15 protein-coding genes and 1 riboswitch are annotated in these 16,577 nt (G+C 73.8%); of the genes, 9 read left to right on the top strand and 6 right to left on the bottom strand.

Features of this window, described 5'->3' with window-relative positions; all coding sequences use genetic code 11:
- Window positions 1–76 precede the first annotated feature (76 nt).
- Window positions 77–1,279 (bottom strand): NAD(P)/FAD-dependent oxidoreductase, encoded by a 1,203-nt coding sequence (locus tag HPT28_RS21460; protein ID WP_257579135.1) that lies wholly within the window; start codon window positions 1,277–1,279, stop codon window positions 77–79.
- Window positions 1,280–1,392: 113 nt separating this feature from the next.
- Window positions 1,393–1,503, top strand: a riboswitch (TPP riboswitch).
- Between HPT28_RS21460 and thiO the strand changes: the two genes are divergently transcribed.
- The 7 genes from thiO (at window position 1,501) to HPT28_RS21425 (ending at window position 8,890) form a co-directional block, all read left to right on the top strand.
- Window positions 1,501–2,709, top strand: coding sequence for a glycine oxidase ThiO (gene thiO, locus HPT28_RS21455; RefSeq protein WP_219092812.1), 1,209 nt, complete (start codon window positions 1,501–1,503; stop codon window positions 2,707–2,709). (Overlaps the previous riboswitch by 3 nt.)
- Window positions 2,706–2,915, top strand: a complete 210-nt coding sequence (thiS, locus tag HPT28_RS21450) for a sulfur carrier protein ThiS (RefSeq protein WP_219092811.1) — start codon at window positions 2,706–2,708, stop codon at window positions 2,913–2,915. Before thiO ends, thiS begins: the two co-directional genes overlap by 4 nt.
- 2 nt (window positions 2,916–2,917) lie before the next feature.
- Complete coding sequence (locus HPT28_RS21445; RefSeq protein ID WP_219092810.1) at window positions 2,918–3,754, top strand: thiazole synthase; 837 nt, start codon at window positions 2,918–2,920, stop codon at window positions 3,752–3,754.
- Window positions 3,755–3,815: 61 nt separating this feature from the next.
- A complete protein-coding gene (locus HPT28_RS21440; RefSeq protein WP_219092809.1) occupies window positions 3,816–4,517 on the top strand; it encodes a DUF4190 domain-containing protein in 702 nt (233 codons plus the stop codon).
- Between the two features lie 127 nt (window positions 4,518–4,644).
- The gene (gene pknB, locus HPT28_RS21435; RefSeq protein WP_219092808.1) at window positions 4,645–6,567 is read left to right on the top strand and encodes a Stk1 family PASTA domain-containing Ser/Thr kinase; all 1,923 of its coding nucleotides are present in this window, start codon (window positions 4,645–4,647) and stop codon (window positions 6,565–6,567) included.
- A 499-nt stretch (window positions 6,568–7,066) separates the two neighbouring features.
- Window positions 7,067–7,936, top strand: a complete 870-nt coding sequence (locus tag HPT28_RS21430; protein ID WP_257579111.1) for a transglycosylase SLT domain-containing protein — start codon at window positions 7,067–7,069, stop codon at window positions 7,934–7,936.
- Between the two features lie 48 nt (window positions 7,937–7,984).
- A complete protein-coding gene (locus tag HPT28_RS21425) occupies window positions 7,985–8,890 on the top strand; it encodes a deoxyribonuclease IV (RefSeq protein WP_219092819.1) in 906 nt (301 codons plus the stop codon).
- 69 nt (window positions 8,891–8,959) lie between these two features.
- Here the strand turns inward: HPT28_RS21425 and HPT28_RS21420 are convergent, their stop codons facing one another.
- Complete coding sequence (locus HPT28_RS21420; RefSeq protein ID WP_219092807.1) at window positions 8,960–9,583, bottom strand: sulfite oxidase-like oxidoreductase; 624 nt, start codon at window positions 9,581–9,583, stop codon at window positions 8,960–8,962.
- A 165-nt stretch (window positions 9,584–9,748) separates the two neighbouring features.
- Between HPT28_RS21420 and bfr the strand changes: the two genes are divergently transcribed.
- Window positions 9,749–10,228, top strand: coding sequence for a bacterioferritin (gene bfr / locus HPT28_RS21415; protein WP_219092806.1), 480 nt, complete (start codon window positions 9,749–9,751; stop codon window positions 10,226–10,228).
- A 28-nt stretch (window positions 10,229–10,256) separates the two neighbouring features.
- Here bfr and HPT28_RS21410 read toward each other — a convergent pair whose 3' ends face one another.
- From HPT28_RS21410 to HPT28_RS21395, 4 genes are all read right to left on the bottom strand, one after another.
- Window positions 10,257–10,508 (bottom strand): bacterioferritin-associated ferredoxin, encoded by a 252-nt coding sequence (locus HPT28_RS21410; RefSeq protein ID WP_219092805.1) that lies wholly within the window; start codon window positions 10,506–10,508, stop codon window positions 10,257–10,259.
- Between the two features lie 191 nt (window positions 10,509–10,699).
- Window positions 10,700–12,049, bottom strand: coding sequence for a class II 3-deoxy-7-phosphoheptulonate synthase (locus HPT28_RS21405; RefSeq protein ID WP_219092804.1), 1,350 nt, complete (start codon window positions 12,047–12,049; stop codon window positions 10,700–10,702).
- Between the two features lie 209 nt (window positions 12,050–12,258).
- Complete coding sequence (locus HPT28_RS21400; RefSeq protein WP_219092803.1) at window positions 12,259–13,767, bottom strand: cryptochrome/photolyase family protein; 1,509 nt, start codon at window positions 13,765–13,767, stop codon at window positions 12,259–12,261.
- Between the two features lie 132 nt (window positions 13,768–13,899).
- Window positions 13,900–14,406 carry a MarR family winged helix-turn-helix transcriptional regulator gene (locus HPT28_RS21395; protein ID WP_374226995.1) on the bottom strand — a complete coding sequence of 169 codons (507 nt, stop codon included), beginning with the start codon at window positions 14,404–14,406 and terminating at the stop codon, window positions 13,900–13,902.
- Between the two features lie 85 nt (window positions 14,407–14,491).
- Here HPT28_RS21395 and HPT28_RS21390 point away from each other — a divergent pair, with 85 nt between their 5' ends.
- Entirely contained in the window at window positions 14,492–16,576 is a 2,085-nt protein-coding gene (locus HPT28_RS21390) for an MMPL family transporter (RefSeq protein WP_219092802.1), read from the top strand.
- Window position 16,577 lies beyond the last annotated feature (1 nt).

Below are 16,577 nucleotides of genomic sequence, written 5' to 3'. Positions count from 1 at the left end.
GGCGAGCGGCGCGGGGCGGCGGCCGGGCGGCGAGCGGGGCGGCCGGGCGGCGGACCGGGCGGGCCTCCGGCCGCCGTCAGCCGAGCACCGCCTTCTTCAGCGGCACGGAGGGGTCGGCGGCCAGCTTCGGGTCGAGCGCGGTACGGCGTTCGATCAGCCGCCGTCCCTGGGCCAGGTCGCGCGGGCGGCCCACGGCGAGCAGGGCGTTGAGCACACCCCGCTCCAGCCAGCACACCGCCCATGAGGCGCCGTCCGGGTCCCCGCGCCACAGCACCTCGTCGGTGGCGCTGTGGTACCCGGCGTACTGCACGAACCGACCGAACTGCTCCGACCAGAAGTACGGCACCGGGTCATAGACGGCGACGGGCGGGAACGCCGCCACGGCCTGGGCCACCTCGCCCACGATGCCGGCGGCGACGGTGCGCGGGCCGTTGAGCGCGTTGTCCCAGTGGTGGACGAGCAGCCTGCGGCCGTAGCGGGCGGACGGGAAGGACGCGCAGTCGCCCACGGCGTAGACGTCCGGCACCGAGGTGCGCAGCCGCTCGTCGGCGAGGACCGAGCCGTCCGCCACGCGGTCGACCCCGGAACCGGCCAGCCAGTCGGTGGCGGGGCGGGCGCCGATGCCGACGACGACGGCGTCGGCCGGCAGCGTCCGGCCGTCGGCCAGCTCCACCTTGCGCTCGGCCTCGGCATGGACCCGGGCGACCGCCACCCCGGTGATCAGCTCCGCGCCGCTCTCCGCGTACCAGCCGCGCATCCGGTCGGCGACCCCGCCGGGCAGCGCCCCCGCCAGCGGATGCGGTGCCGCCTCGACGACGGTGACCGGGCACCCGGCCTCCCGGGCGGCGGTGGCGAACTCGGCCCCGATCCAGCCGGCGCCGACGATGACCACGCGCCGCCGCTCGCGCAGGACGGGGCGCAGCCGCTCGGCGTCGTCCAGGGTGCGCAGCAGGTGCAGCCCCGGCACGTCCTCGCTGCCGGGCAGCGGCACCGGCTCGGCCCCGCTGGCGACGACGAGGCGGTCGTAACCGACCGGCCCCCGCTCGGTGTCCACCTCGCGCGCGTCCGGACGCAGCCGGGTGACCCGGCGGCCCAGCTCCAGCCCGACGTCCAGCGCGCCGAAGTCCACGTCGAAGGCGGAGCCCTCGGCCTTGCCGCTGAGCACCGCCTTGGACAGGGGCGGCCGGTCGTACGGGGGGTGCGGTTCGGCCCCGAGCAGGGTGACGGCACCGGGCCAGCCCTGCTCGCGGAGTTGCACCGCGGTCTGTACCCCGGCCATTCCGGCGCCGACGATCACGACGCGCTGGCGGGTCTGCTGGCTGCGTGAGGTCACACGATCACTCTAGAACTCCCGCTTCGGTGCCCGCAGGCCCCCGCAGTAGGGTGTTCGTCGCAACGCACACGCGGGAGCCCGGCGGGCCGGGCTGAGAGGGAGGCGGAGGCCTCCGACCGTAGGAACCTGATCCGGGTCATGCCGGCGAAGGGAGGAGCTGGACACCCATGCACGTGGTGATCGTGGGCGGCGGCGTGATCGGGCTGGTGACGGCCTGGCGGGCGGCCCAACGCGGAATGCGGGTGAGCGTCGTGGACCCGGCGCCGGGCGGCGGAGCCGCCCGGGTGGCTGCCGGGATGCTCGCCGCGGTGACCGAACTGCACTACGGCGAGGAGGGATTGCTCGCCCTCAACCTCGCCTCGGCCGAGCGCTACGCCGCGTTCGCCGACGAGCTGGCCGAGGCCACCGGCCAGGACGTGGGCTATCGCGCCTGCGGCACCCTCGCCGTCGCTCTGGACTCCGACGACCGCGCGCACCTGAGGGAGCTGCACGCGCTGCAGCAGCGCTGCGGGTTGGACGCCCAGTGGCTCTCCGGACGGGAGTGCCGACGGCTGGAGCCGATGCTCGCCCCCGGCGTCCGCGGCGGGCTGCGGGTGGACGGCGACCACCAGGTCGACCCGAGGCGGCTCGCCTCCGCGCTGCTGACGGCCGGCGAGCGGGCCGGAGTCGCCTTCCGCCGGGCTCGGGCCGGGCGGCTGCTGCTCGCGGGGGACGGCGGCGGCCGCGCGGCGGGCGTACGGCTCGACGACGGCACCGAGCTGACCGGGGACACGGTGGTGCTGGCCGGGGGCAGCGAGAGCGTCCGGCTGCCCGGCCTGCCCGAGGCCGTCGTGCCACCGGTGCGGCCGGTCAAGGGGCAGGTGCTGCGGCTGCGGATGCCGAAGACGCCCGGCCCGCCGTTCCTCTCCCGCACCGTGCGGGCGGTGGTGCGCGGCGGCCAGGTGTATCTGGTGCCGCGGGAGAGCGGGGAACTGGTCCTCGGCGCCACCAGCGAGGAGCTGGGCTGGGACACCACCGTCACGGCCGGGGGCGTGTACGAACTGCTGCGGGACGCGCACGAACTGGTGCCGGGGCTCACCGAGCTGCCGCTGGTGGAGACGTGCGCCGGGCTGCGCCCGGGCTCGCCCGACAACGCCCCGCTGCTCGGGCCGAGCGCCCTCCCGGGGCTCCAGCTCGCCACCGGCCACTACCGCAACGGGGTGCTGCTCGCTCCCGTGACGGGCGACGCGCTGGCGGAGTCGCTGGCCACGGGGCTGCTGCCGGAGGTGGCCCGGCCCTTCGGCGCGGCCCGGTTCGCGCCCGCCGGCGTCGCGGGGGGCCGCGCCGCCGCCGCGTCCTCGCCCACCCCCCGTTCCAGGCAGGAGCTGCCGGCATGAGCCGCGTGACCATCCGCGTCAACGGCGAGGAGCGCTCGGAGCCCGCCGGGCTGACGCTGGACGCCCTCGTCTCCGCCCTGACCACCGCGCCCTCCGGCGTCGCCGCCGCCGTCAACGAGACGGTCGTCCCGCGGAGCCGCTGGGCCGCCACCCGGCTCGCCGACGGCGACCGCGTGGAGGTCCTCACCGCAGTCCAAGGAGGCTGACCATGACCGCGGACACCACCGCCCCCGATCCGGCGGCTGCCCCGGGCGCCGAGGACCCGCTGACCATCGGCGGCCTCACCTTCTCCTCGCGGCTCATCATGGGCACCGGCGGCGCCCCGAGCCTGGAGGTCATGGAGCGCGCCCTGACCGCCTCCGGCACCGAGCTGACCACGGTGGCCATGCGCCGGGTCGACCCCGGCGTCCAGGGCTCGGTGCTCTCCGTCCTCGACCGCCTGGGCATCCGCGTCCTGCCCAACACGGCGGGCTGCTTCACCGCGGGCGAGGCCGTGCTCACCGCCCGGCTGGCCCGGGAGGCGCTCGGCACCGACCTGGTGAAGCTGGAGGTCATCGCCGACGAGCGCACCCTCCTGCCGGACCCCGTGGAGACCCTGGACGCGGCCGAGACCCTCGTCGACGACGGCTTCACCGTCCTCCCCTACACCAACGACGACCCCGTCCTCGCCCGCAAGCTGGAGGACGTGGGCTGCGCCGCGGTGATGCCGCTGGGCTCCCCCATCGGCTCGGGCCTCGGCATCCGCAACCCGCACAACTTCGAGCTCATCGCGGAACGGGCCGGCGTCCCCGTCATCCTCGACGCGGGCGCGGGAACGGCGTCCGACGTGGCGCTGGCGATGGAGCTGGGCTGCGCGGCGGTGATGCTGGCCTCCGCCGTGACCCGTGCCCAGGAGCCCGTGCTGATGGCCACCGCCATGCGGCACGCCGCCGAGGCCGGACGCCTCGCCCACCGGGCGGGCCGCATCCCCCGGCGCCACTTCGCCCGCGCCTCGTCCCCGGAGGAGGGCGTCGCCGTCCTGGACCCGGAGCGTCCGGCGTTCTAGGACGCCCGTACGATCTTCGGCGCCCACCCGACGGACGGCCGAACAGGACACCGCGCACTCCATGAGACCCAACCCGCCGCAGCAGGACCCCGCACCGCACGAGCAGCCCGCCGACTCCCAGCCGGGGTGGGCGGCGGTCCCGCCACCGTCGGGGCCCAACGGCCCGGCGATCGGCGCGTTGGTCACCTCGGTCCTGTTCCTGTGGCCGGTCGCGCTGGTCCTGGGCTTCGTCGCGCTGTCCCAGACCAGGAAGAGAGGCGAGGACGGCCGGGGCCTCGCGCTGGCCGGGCTCTGGGTGGCCGGGGCCCAGGCCCTCGCCACCGGCGTCCTCCTCGCCCTCGTCCTCCCGTGGGGCGACACGGCGGAGGGTGAGGAGGACGAGGGGTACGCGTCACCCGAGATCGTGTACGCGTTCGAGGTACGGGTGGGCGACTGCTTCAACCCCGTCAACGACGACATGAGCCAGGACGCCTCCCACTCCGGGATGGAGATCGTCCCCTGCGATCAGCCACACGAGATGCAGGCGTACGCCGTGTTCGACCTGGACCTCCCCGAGTCCAGCGGACACGAGGACGCAGGACCCTGGGCCTCGACGGGCTGCCTGGAGCACTACGGGTACCCGACCGGTGACGCGGCGCCCGGGGACCTGACCCACTACATCCTGTTGCCCTCGCCCGAGGGCTGGGAGCGCGACCAGCGTGACGTGCTGTGCGCCTACACGCGGGAGGGCGGCGGCATGCTCGAAGGGTCCCTGGTCGACTGAGGGCGTTCCCGCCGCCGCACGGCCGAGAGACACGGGAGGGGATCGGGTTCGTCACCGTTCCGCTGCAGTGCGGCGCGGTCACCGGCCGTCCGGCACCGGTGGCGGTACCGGCTCGTAGACTCGCCCTGTGGATGCGACCCTTCAGGACCCGATGATCGGCCAGGTGCTGGACGGGCGGTACCGCGTCGAGGCGCGGATCGCGGCCGGGGGCATGGCGACCGTCTACCGGGCGGTGGACACCCGGCTGGAGCGCGTCCTCGCCCTGAAGGTGATGCACCCCTCCCTCGTGCACGACGGTTCCTTCGTGGAGCGCTTCATCCGGGAGGCCAAGGCCGTCGCGCGGCTGGACCACCCCAACGTCGTGAACGTCTTCGACCAGGGCATGGACGGCTCCTACGTCTACCTGGCGATGGAGTACGTCGCCGGGTGCACGCTGCGGGACGTGCTGGTGCGGCGCGGGGCGCTGCAGCCCCGTGCGGCGCTGGACATCCTGGAGCCGATACTGGCCGCGCTGGGCGCCGCCCACCGGGCCGGGCTGGTGCACCGGGACATGAAGCCGGAGAACGTCCTCATCGGCGACGACGGCCGGGTGAAAGTCGCGGACTTCGGGCTCGTCCGCGCCGTCGACGCGCAGACCTCGCTCTCCACGACGTCGGTCATGGGGACGGTGTCCTACCTCGCCCCCGAGCACATCGAGCACGGTCTCGCGGACCCGGGCGCCGACGTGTACGCCTGCGGCGTGATGCTCTACGAGATGCTGACCGGCGCCAAGCCGCACACCGGTGACACCCCGGCGCAGGTGCTCTACCTGCACCTGCGGCAGGACGTGCCGCCGCCGTCGGCGGCCGTGCCGGGGCTGGCGGGAGCCCTGGACGAGCTGGTGGCGCGGGGCACCGCGCGGGACCGGGCGGCCCGCCCGGCCGACGCGGCGGCCATGCTGGCCGAGCTGCGGGCCGTCACGGCCCGGCTCGGCGACGCCGAGCTCGACCTGCTGCCCCCGGCGGCCCGGACGTTCGGCGCCGAGCCCGGGGAGGACTCGGCGACGACGGTCCTGCCCCGGGTCGGACGGGCCGACGCGGCACCGGAGCACACCAGCGTGCTGCCCCCGGTCCCGCTGCTGCCGCGCCTGGAGGAGCCGGAGCCCGCCGAGCCGACGCCGGGCCACGGGACCCCGCGGCGCCGCTCCCCCTTCCTCCTCGCCGCCCTGGTGCTGCTCCTGATCGCCGGGGTGGGCGCCGGGGTCTGGTACGTCAACTCCGGGCAGTTCACGCAGACGCCCAGCGTGCTGCGGATGCCCAGCGCCGAGGCGAAGCGCACGCTCACCGACGCGGGCCTGCGGGTGCGGGTGGAGGAGGTGCACAGCGCCTCGGTCGACCGCGGTCTGGTGGTCGGCAGCGATCCGGCTCCGGGCACCCGCATCCGGGACGACGGCACGGTGACGATCAGCGTCTCGCTGGGCCCCGAGGTCGTGGCCGTCCCGGAGCTCCGGGACGTGCGGCTGGCGGAGGCCCGGCAGGCCCTCAAGGACGCCGGGCTGGAGCCGACGACGACGACCCGGGAGTTCAGCACCTCCGTCGAGCGCGGTGCGGTGATCCGCACGAAGCCGCCGGCCGGGACGGAGCGGCGGCCGGGCACGGCGATCGAGCTCGTCGTGTCCAAGGGCGAGCAAATCCCGGTCCCGGACGTCACCGGAGCGGACCGGGGCGACGCCCGGGACGCGCTGGAGAAGGCCGGGTTCAAGGTGACCTTCGCCCAGGACCAGGTGCACTCGGGCCACGACGCGGGCTCGGTGGCCGCACAGTCCCCGGAGGCGGGAGCCGTCGGGGCCCATGGCGACACCGTGACGCTGACGATCTCCAAGGGCCCCGAGATGGTGACCGTGCCGGACGTGACCGGCCGCAGCGAGGGCGACGCGGTCGCCGCGCTGGAGGCGGCCGGGTTCGAGGTCACCGTGCGGAAGATCTTCTTCACGGGTGAGGTCTTCAGCCAGTCCGTGGACGGGGGCGACAAGGCCCCCAAGGGCTCGACCATCACCCTCTGGGTCCGCTAGGTCCTGGCCGACGTCTACCGGGCAGGGGCTGCCCCCGGCCGTGCGTCGCGGGCCGCGCCGTGCCCCCGGCCGGGCGCGCAGTTCCCCGCACCTCTGTCAGGGCGTGTCAGACCCCACTGGCATACGGGCCCCGCCCGCCGGGCAGGGGCTGGTCCGGGCCGCCTTCCCGGGCCCGCGCCGCGCGGCCCCGACGGGGCGCGAAACCGGTCAGCGGAGAGTGCGGAAGCAACTTCAGCGCGTTGAGCGCGCCCCTCGCCGCTGTGATCCGCCGCATAGGGCCCACGTCACGTACGACCGGGCTTAGTGGACATGTCGCCCGTATCTATGGGTCGAATCGGACAAACCAGCCCTGCTCCACTACGACGCCGGATAGTACGTCACACCTTTGCCAGCCAGATTTCCGGTCGCTAACAATCGTCCTCGTCGCATGGCGCCGTAGACGTGAACGGTTCCGCGCCGCTCAGGCCTGCGACTCAGCGATCGGAAGGTTCGACCCCGCATGCCCAGCATCAAGCCGGAATCCAAGATTTCGACCGAGCTCCGCATGATCCCGGAGCACCTCCGCAACGAGCTCCCCGGCTACCTCCAGGAGCTCAAGGCGAACATCAAGGCCGTCCCCGCTCAGCTCCGTGAGGTGCCCGAGCGCCTGCGCGAGACGCCCGCCCACCTTCGCGACCTCCCGGGCTTCGCCCGGAACCTCAGCCGCGACCAGCGCCACTCCGCGGTCGCCATATCCGGCGCCGCCGCCGCGGCCGTCGCCCTGGCGCTCGTCCCGTCCACCAGCTCCGCCCAGGAGAACACCGTCGTGGCCGAGGGCCCCGCGGGTGTCACCCTGAACCACGGCGCGGGCCACCAGCTGGGGAGCATCGAGAGCCAGCAGAAGGCCGCCGAGGGCAGGGCCGCCGAGCAGGCCGAGGAGAAGGCGGCCGAGGAGAAGGCCAAGAAGGAGGCCGCCGCGGCCAAGGCCGAGAAGGAGCGCGAATCCAAGGCCGCCGCCGACCGCAGCAAGCGGGAGGCCAAGCCCGCCGCGAAGCCGGAGAAGCAGTACCCGGACAACCTCGACGGCTGGATCCGCGAGGCCATGGACATCATGGACAAGCACGACATCCCGGGCAGCTACGACCGCATCAAGTGGAACATCATGCGGGAATCCAGCGGTGACCCGAACGCCATCAACGACTGGGACATCAACGCCCGCAACGGCGTGCCCTCCAAGGGCCTGCTCCAGGTGATCAAGCCGACGTTCGACGCCTACTGGGTGCCCGGCACCGAGAAGGACCAGTACGACCCGGTGGCCAACATCGTCGCGGCCTGCAACTACGCCGCCGACCGCTACGGCTCCATCGACAACGTGTGGAGCGCGTACTGAGCCGCCCTGGGCGGACGGAAGCGGGGATGACACCCTGAGCGGGTGAGCATCTCCCGACAACAGCACGACGACCGCGCGGCGTCCGGCTCGGCCGGGCGCCGCGCGCGCAATCCCATCGGCGGTCACGTCCCCGTTGCCGGCGGACTGGCCGCCACCGGCCTGCCCTACGCCCGGGAGCTGGGCGCCGAGGCGGTACAGGTCTTCGTGGCCAACCCGCGCGGCTGGGCGACGCCCTCCGGCGACCCGGTACAGGACGAGCGGTTCCGGGTGGCGTGCGCGGCCGAGGACGTCCCGGTCTACGTGCATGCGCCTTACCTGATCAACTTCGGTTCGCACACCCCGGCCACGGCCGAGCGCTCGGTGGCGTCGCTGCGCCACTCGCTGCGGCGGGGGCGGGCGATCGGGGCGCGCGGTGTCGTCGTGCACACCGGGTCGGCGACGGGGGGCCGGGAGCGGTCCGTGGCGCTGGCCCAGGTGCGGGAGCTGGTGCGGCCGCTGCTGGCGGAGCTGACGCACGACGACGACCCGTGGCTGCTGCTGGAGCCCACGGCCGGCCAGGGGGCCTCGCTGTGCTCGCTGATGGCGGACCTGGGGCCGTATCTGGAGGCCCTGGACCGGCACCCGCGGGTGGGGGTGTGTCTGGACACCTGCCACGCGTTCGCGGCCGGGCACGACCTGGCCGCACCGGGCGGCGCGAAGGAGCTGCTCGACGAGCTCGTCGACGTGGCGGGGGAAGGGCGGCTCCGGCTGGTCCACGCCAACGACTCCAAGGACGTCGTCGGGGCGCACAAGGACCGGCACGAGAACATCGGGGCGGGTCACGTGGGCGCCGAGGCGTTCGGGGAGCTGCTGCGCCACCCCGCCACGGCGGGGGTGCCGTTCGTGATCGAGACGCCGGGCGGGAAGGACGGTCACCGGGCCGACGTGGACCGGCTCAAGGCCCTGCGTTCCTGACCGGGACGCCGACGGACGCGGCCGGGGGCCGCAACGGGATGCGCGGGACGGCCCCCGCGCACCGACGGCTCACAGCTCGGGGCCCTCCCCCGGCTCCTCCTGGTAGGAGTAACGCTGCTCGCTCCAGGGGTCCCCGAGGTTGTGGTAGCCGCGCTCCTCCCAGAAGCCGCGCCGGTCGGCGGTCATGTACTCCACGCCCCGCACCCACTTGGGCCCCTTCCAGGCGTACAGGTGCGGCACGACGAGGCGGACGGGGAATCCGTGCTCGGCGGTGAGGAGTTCGCCCGCCCGGTGGGTGGCGAAGACGGTGTGCTCGGCGGAGAAGTCGGCGAGCCGCAGGTTGGCGCTGTAGCCGTACTCCGCCCACACCATGACGTGGGTGACGTCCTCGGCGGGCGGCGCGAGGTCGAGGACGGTACGGGCCAGCACTCCGCCCCACTCCACGCCGCGCATGCTGAACTTCGTCACGCAGTGCAGGTCGGCGGTGACCGTGTCGTAGGGGAGGGCGGTGAACTCCTCGTGCGTCCAGGCGCGCTTGTCGCCGTCCGCCGTGGCGCCGAAGACCCGGAAGTCCCAGCGCTCCGGCTTGAACTTCGGGACGGGTCCGTAGTGCGTCACCGGCCAGCCGCGCTGGACTCGCTGACCCGGCGGGAGCTCTGCGTTCTCCGCTGCGCGGCTCTCCGGCTGACCCATGTCTCCATGGTGACAGACCCGCCTCGGCGGCCGGACGCCGAGCCCCCGTCCAGCCCCTGGAATCAGGGCATTTCGGTAAGCCTTCACTTACTGGACGTAGTCGGCGTGGGGTGCAAAGATGCGCGCACCGCCTACCGATCTTCGCTGTTGGAAGGAGCTCGCGCCATGCAGGGCGACCCCGAGGTCATCGAATTCCTCAACGAGCAGCTCACCGCCGAGCTGACCGCGATCAACCAGTACTTCCTGCACTCCAAGATGCAGGAGAACTTCGGTTGGACGAAGCTCGCGAAGTACACGCGCGCCGAGTCGTTCGACGAGATGAAGCACGCCGAGCGGCTCACGGACCGCATCCTGTTCCTGGACGCCCTGCCCAACTACCAGCGGCTGTTCCACGTGCGGGTCGGGCAGACCGTCACGGAGATGTTCCAGGCGGACCGGCAGATCGAGGTCGAGGCCATCGACCGGCTGCGGCGCGGCATCGAGGTGATGCGCACCAAGGGCGACATCACCTCGGCGAACCTCTTCGAGGACATCCTCGAGGACGAGGAGCACCACATCGACTACCTGGACACCCAGCTCGAACTGATCGAGAAGCTCGGCGAGCCCCTCTACATCGCCCAGCTCATCGAGCAGCCGAGCGAGTAGTCCTCCCCCTTCCGGGGGGCCTCGCGGGTCAGGCCGCCTCGACGACCCGTCCGGCCGACTGCGGCTGGGGCTCCGCCGCCAGGGCCGGCAGCCCGTCGTCCGCGCGCTCGCGCCGTGGGCAGGCACCTCGACCGAGGATGCCCTGGATGCGGCGGACGCACGAGCCGCAGTCGGTGCCGGCCTTGCAGGCCGAGGCGATCTGCCGGGGCGTACACGCCCCGGCGTCGGCGTGCTCACGCACCTGCTGCTCGGTGATGCCGAAACACGAGCAGACGAACACGTGAACACCTCCCTGGCCGCGCGCCGGGCCCGACGAGCGAGCCGCATGATCAATAAGGTTAACCTAACCTTACCCTGCCGAGGGCGGCTCCAAAAGACAGCTGGGGCGTGGATCGATGTGACCCACGCCCCAGTGGCGTCGTACCCCGTTCGGCGGAACCGGCCGCATGCCGCGGCCGGGCGCCCGGCCGACTACTGGTGCCGGTACATCTCGGCGACCAGGAAGGCCAGGTCCAGCGACTGGCTCCGGTTGAGCCGCGGGTCGCAGGCCGTCTCGTAGCGCTGGTGCAGGTCGTCGACGAAGATCTCGTCGCCGCCGCCCACACACTCGGTGACGTCGTCGCCGGTCAGCTCCACGTGGATGCCGCCCGGGTGCGTGCCGAGGCTCTTGTGCACCTCGAAGAAGCCCTTGACCTCGTCCAGCACGTCGTCGAAGCGGCGCGTCTTGTGGCCGGAGGCCGCCTCGAAGGTGTTGCCGTGCATGGGGTCGGACACCCACGCCACCTGCGCCCCGGAGGCCGTGACCTTCTCCACCAGCGTGGGGAGGCGGTCGCGCACCTTGTCGGCGCCCATCCGCGCGATGAACGTGAGCCGCCCGGGCTCGCGGTCCGGGTCGAGCTTGTCGATCAGCGCCAACGCCTCCTCGGGCGTCGTCGTCGGGCCGAGCTTGACGCCGATCGGGTTGCGGATCCGCGAGCAGAACTCCACGTGGGCGTGGTCGAGCTGACGGGTGCGCTCCCCGATCCAGACCATGTGTCCGGAGACGTCGTAGAGCTTGCCGCTGCGCGAGTCGACCCGCGTGAGCGCCGCCTCGTAGTCGAGGAGGAGCGCCTCGTGGGAGGCGAAGAACTCGACGGTCTTGAACTCCTCCGGGTCCACCCCGCAGGCGTTCATGAAGTTCAGCGCCCGGTCGATCTCGCGGGCCAGTGCCTCGTAGCGCTGGCCCGACGGCGAGTTCCTGACGAAGTCCTGGTTCCAGGCGTGCACCTGGCGCAGGTCCGCGTAGCCGCCGGTGGTGAAGGCGCGCACCAGGTTCAGCGTGGAGGCCGAGGCCTGGTACATGCGCTTGAGCCGCTCCGGGTCGGGGCGGCGCGCCTCGGCGGTGAACTCGAAGCCGTTGACGGAGTCGCCCCGGTAGGTGGGCAGCGTCTGCCCGTCCCGGGTCTCGGTCGGCTTGGAGCGGGGCTTGCTGTACTGGCCGGCGATGCGCCCCACCTTCACCACCGGGACCGACCCGGCGTAGGTGAGGACGGCGCCCATCTGGAGAAGGGTCTTCAGCTTGTTGCGGATGTGCTCGGCGGAGACCGCGTCGAAGGCCTCGGCGCAGTCACCGCCCTGAAGCAGGAACGCCTCGCCCCGGGCGACGGCAGCCAGGCGGTCCTTGAGCTGGTCGCACTCGCCGGCGAAGACCAGCGGCGGATAGGACTCGAGGTCCGCGATCACATCGCGCAGAGCCTTCGGGTCCGGGTAGTCAGGCTGCTGCGCCGCGGGAAGGTCTCGCCAGGTGGCGGTCGAGGTGCTGCTCTCAGCGTTCACGGTCACGGAAACCAGATTACGGTGTCGTCGCGAGCGATTTGTCGCGCGACCGCCTGATGAGACGCCTGTCCCACGAAAGCGCCCGAAAGACCCGACCCCGCCCCGCCCGCCTCGGAGCGCAGGTCAGGCGCCGCCGGCCGGGGCCGCGAGCGGGCCGGACCCGCCGGCGTGGGGCCGCGAGTGTAACCGGGATCACCGTCGGGACGGGGCCCCCGTCACGGCGGCGCCGTGCCGGGTCGTTCCGCCGCCTCCCGGAGCAGGGTGTCGACGTCGGACAGGCGCCCGAGCTGGCGCACGGCCCGGGCGGTGCGGTGGTTGCGGGCGAGCAGGTCGCGGTGCCGGTGCACGAAGGCCCAGTACCCGGCGGTGTAGGGGCAGGCCCGCCGCCCGGTGCGGTCACCCGGGCGGTAGGCGCAGGGGCCGCACAGGTCGCTCATCCGGTTGATGTAGGCGCCCCCGGCGGCGTAGGGCTTGGTGGTGATCTGGCCGCCGTCGGCGTACTGGGACATGCCGACGACGTTGGTGAGCATCACCCAGTCGTAACCGTCGACGAAGCAGCGGTGGAACCAGTCCGTGACCCGGGCCGGGTGCCAGCCCTGCTGGAGGGCCCAGTTGCCGAGCACCATCAGCCGCGGGATGTGGTGGACCCAGCCCCGGTCGCGGACCTGCGCCAGCACCGTGGACAGGCACCGGGCCTCCACGGCGTCCGCGTCCAGCTCGGTGAACCACGCCGGCGGGTCCCCGTGGTGGCCGAGGGCGTTGCGGTCCCGGTAGGCGGGGCCGAGGTGCCAGTACAGGTGCCACATGTACTCGCGCCAGCCGGCGACCTGGCGGACGTAGCCCTCGACGGAGTTCAGCGGGGCCCGGTCCTCGCGGTAGGCCCGCTCGGCCGCCTCGACGCACTCGGCCGGGTCGAGCAGGCCGAGGTTGAGCGGGGCGGAGAGCAGGCTGTGGCTCATGGCCCAGTCCCCGGCGAGCATGGCGTCCTCCCACCGGCCGAAGGTGGGCAGCCGGCGGTCGACGAACGCGCGCAGGGCCCGGCGGGCCTCGGCCCGGCTGGCCGGGAAGAGACGGGGGCCGTCGCGGCCGACGCAGTGGATCAGCCCCTCCTCCTCCCACCGGTCGAGGTCCGCGCGGACCTCGTCGTCGATGGCGTCCTCGCGGGGCAGGTAGGGGCCGGGCACCGGCAGCTCGGGCTCTCGCCGGGGCGGGGGCTCGCGGTTGTCTGCGTCCAGGTTCCACCGGCCTCCGGCGGGCTCGCCGCCGTCCATGAGCAGGTCGCGCTCCCGGCGGACGCGACGGTAGAAGTCCTCCATCCGCAGCCGCTTCCCGCCGCTGGACTCCGCCCAGCGGCCGAAGTCCTCGAAGGGCACCAGGAACCCGCGCGGGGGAAGCACCCGGACGCCCGGCAGCGACCGCACCAGGCGCAGCGCGGCGTGGGAGGTGGGGTGGTGGACGGTGACGGGCGCGTCGCCGACCGCCCGGGCGAGCCCCTCGCGGTAGGTGTCGGCCCGGACGTAGCGGACCCGGTCACCGAGTTCGGCCGCGCGGTGGCGCATGGCGGACAGCACGAGGTGGGCCTTGGCGCGGTGGAATCGTCTGCGTCGCAGGACGGACGTGGCCTCGATGATGACGGCGGTGGCGCCCGGGCGGAGGAAGTGCGGGCCCAGCTGGTCGCCGAAAAGCCAGTGGAAGGGAGCCTGGTCCGCCGCGCCGGCGCTCATGTGGCCGCCCCCTTACCCGCTCGGTGGTCACCGGTCAGTGTGAGGGCGACGGCCCTGCGGACGGCGGCGGCGCGCCGGTCGCCCGCGAGCCGGTTCGGCCGGCCGCTACCCGGCCGGCGCCTCGTCCGGCCGCTACCCGGCCGGCGCCTCGTCCGGCCGCTCGTCCAGCGCGGCGTTCAGCTCACCGAGGAAGCGCAGGACGACGGCCATGTCCTCGGGGGCGAAGCGGCGGCGCACGGCGTCGGTGTGCCGGGCGAGCGGGAGGAACGCCTCGCGGGCGATGGCGCGGCCCGCCGGGGCGTAGTGCAGGTGGACGACGCGGCCGTCGCTCTCGTCGCGGACCCGGGTGATGTGCCCGCCGCGTTCGAGGCGGTCCAGACACGCGCTGACGGCCCCCGAGGTGAGGTTGAGGTGTTCGCGCAGGCGGCCGGGGGTCAGCGGGCCGCCGTGCCCGTCCCCGTCCAGGATCGCGATGAGGGCGAGGAGGTCGGTGTGGTGCAGGTCGTGGGCGCGGGCGAACTCCTGCCCGGCCCGGGTGACACTCCCGGTGATGCCCCGCAGCAGCACCGCCAGGGTGTGCAGTTGGCCGTCGGGCGGCCCGTCCACGCCACCGGGGGTCCGGGGCTCGTGTGCTCTCACCCCTCCACCCTACGAGATCTCTCAATGATTGAGATAACCTGCTCCCGGCCGTGTCCGGCGGCCACGTCCGACCGAGAGGTGTGCCGTGCGCCCTTCACCACGCGTTCTGCGCTGGTTCCTGCCCGCCGTACTGCTCGTGGCCTGGCTCGCCCTCGGCGGCGTGGTCGGTCCCGCCGCGGGCAAGCTGGGCGAGGTCGCGACCAACGACCAGACGTCCTTCCTGCCACGCAGCGCCGAGTCCACCCGCGTGCTGGAGGAGCAGGAGGCGTTCCGGCAGGACGACACCGTCCCGGCGATCGTGGTGTGGACCGCCGACGACGGCTCCGTCTCCGCGGACCAGCGCCGGGAGGCTCAGGCCGCCATGGCGGCCGTCGCCGACGTCGAGGGCGTGACGGGATCGGCGTCGCCGGTGCTGCCCTCCGACGACGGCGAGGCACTGCGCGGCGTCGTCCAACTGCGCGGTGACCTGGGCGAGGAGACCGGCGCCGCCGTGGACGCGGTGCGGGAGGCCGCCGACGCCGTGCCCGGCGCCACCGTCTACATCGCCGGGCCGGCCGCCACCCAGGCCGACCTCGGCGAGGCCTTCGCGGGGATCGACGGACTGCTGCTGGGCGTCGCGCTCAGCGTGGTCCTCCTGATCCTCCTGCTGGTGTACCGCAGCGTGCTGCTGCCCCTGGTCGTCATGACCAGCGCCGTCCTGGCGCTGTCGACGGCCTCGGCGATCGTCTACCGGCTCGCCGAGAACGACATCGTGCGCGTGGACGGCCAGGTGCAGGGCATCCTGTTCATCCTCGTCATCGGTGCCGCCACCGACTACGCCCTGCTGCTGTCGGCCCGGGCCCGCGAGGAGCTCGCCGCAGGCCGGCCGCGGCTGACGGCCATGGCCGCGGCGACGCGCCGGTCGGCGGGAGCGATCGTGGCCAGCGCCGCGACGGTCGCGCTCGGGCTGCTCGCCCTGCTCCTCAGCGACCTCACCAACAACCGGGCGCTCGGCCCCGTCGGGGCGATCGGGGTCGCCTGCGCCGTCCTCACGACACTCACCTTCCTGCCCGCGGCACTCGCCCTGCTGGGCCGGGCCGCCTACTGGCCGGCGCGCCCCAAGCGGCTCGGCGACCCCACGTCCCCGGGCGGCGGGTCGCACAGCGTGTGGGAACGTGTGGCCTCGCTCGTGGACCGGCGTCCCCGCCGCCTCGTGGCGGTCACCACGGTGGGGCTGTGCCTCTGCGCCGCCTTCGCCGGTCAGCTGCGCACCGACGGGGTGCCGCTGAGCGAGACGTTCGTCAACGACGCGCCCTCGGTGACCGCCCAGGAGGTGCTGAGCGAGCACTACCCCGGGGGCTCCGGCAATCCGGCGGTCATCATCGCCGACGCCGACGCCCTGGACGAGGTGATCGCGGCGGCCCGGGAGACCGAGGGCGTCTCCGAGGCCGGGCCGCTCACCGAGGGGCCGCGCCCCGGGGCCGGCGAGCCCCTCGTCGTCGACGGCCGGGTGCTGGTCAACGCGACGCTGACCGCCCCCGCGGACAGCGACGCCGCCCAGCGGACCGTGGAGCGCCTGCGCGAGTCCGTCGACGTCCCGGGGGCCGAGGCCCTGGTCGGGGGCTACACCGCCCAGACCCACGACACCCGCGCGACCGCCGAACGCGACCGCGCGGTGATCACCCCGGTGGTGCTGGTGATCATCCTGTTGATCCTCGTCCTCCTGCTGCGCTCCCTGCTCATGCCGGTGCTGCTGGTGGCGACGGTCGCGCTGAACTTCTTCGCCACGCTCGGCGTCTCCGCCCTCGTCTTCGAGCACCTGCTCGGCTTCACCGGCACCGACCCGTCCGTCCCGCTCTACGGCTTCGTCTTCCTCGTCGCGCTCGGCGTGGACTACAACATCTTCCTCATGACCCGCGTCCGCGAGGAGACCCTCCGCTCCGGCACGCGGGCGGGCGTCCTGAAGGGGCTCACCGCGACCGGCGGCGTCATCACCTCCGCGGGCGTCGTCCTGGCCGCGACCTTCGCGGCCCTGGCCGTCATCCCGCTCTCGTTCCTCGTGCAGATCGCGTTCATCGTCGCCTTCGGGGTGCTCCTGGACACCCTCGTCGTCCGCTCCCTGCTCGTCCCCGCCCTCGTCCGCTGGATCGGCCCCACGGTGTGGTGGCCCAGCTCCCTGCGGGCCCGCTGAG

This window comes from Streptomyces sp. JJ38 (assembly GCF_019303475.1).
Classification (GTDB): Bacteria; Actinomycetota; Actinomycetes; order Streptomycetales; family Streptomycetaceae; genus Streptomyces.
The sequence above is the reverse complement of the archived record's forward strand: the minus strand, read 5'-3'. Positions and strand labels throughout refer to the sequence as shown.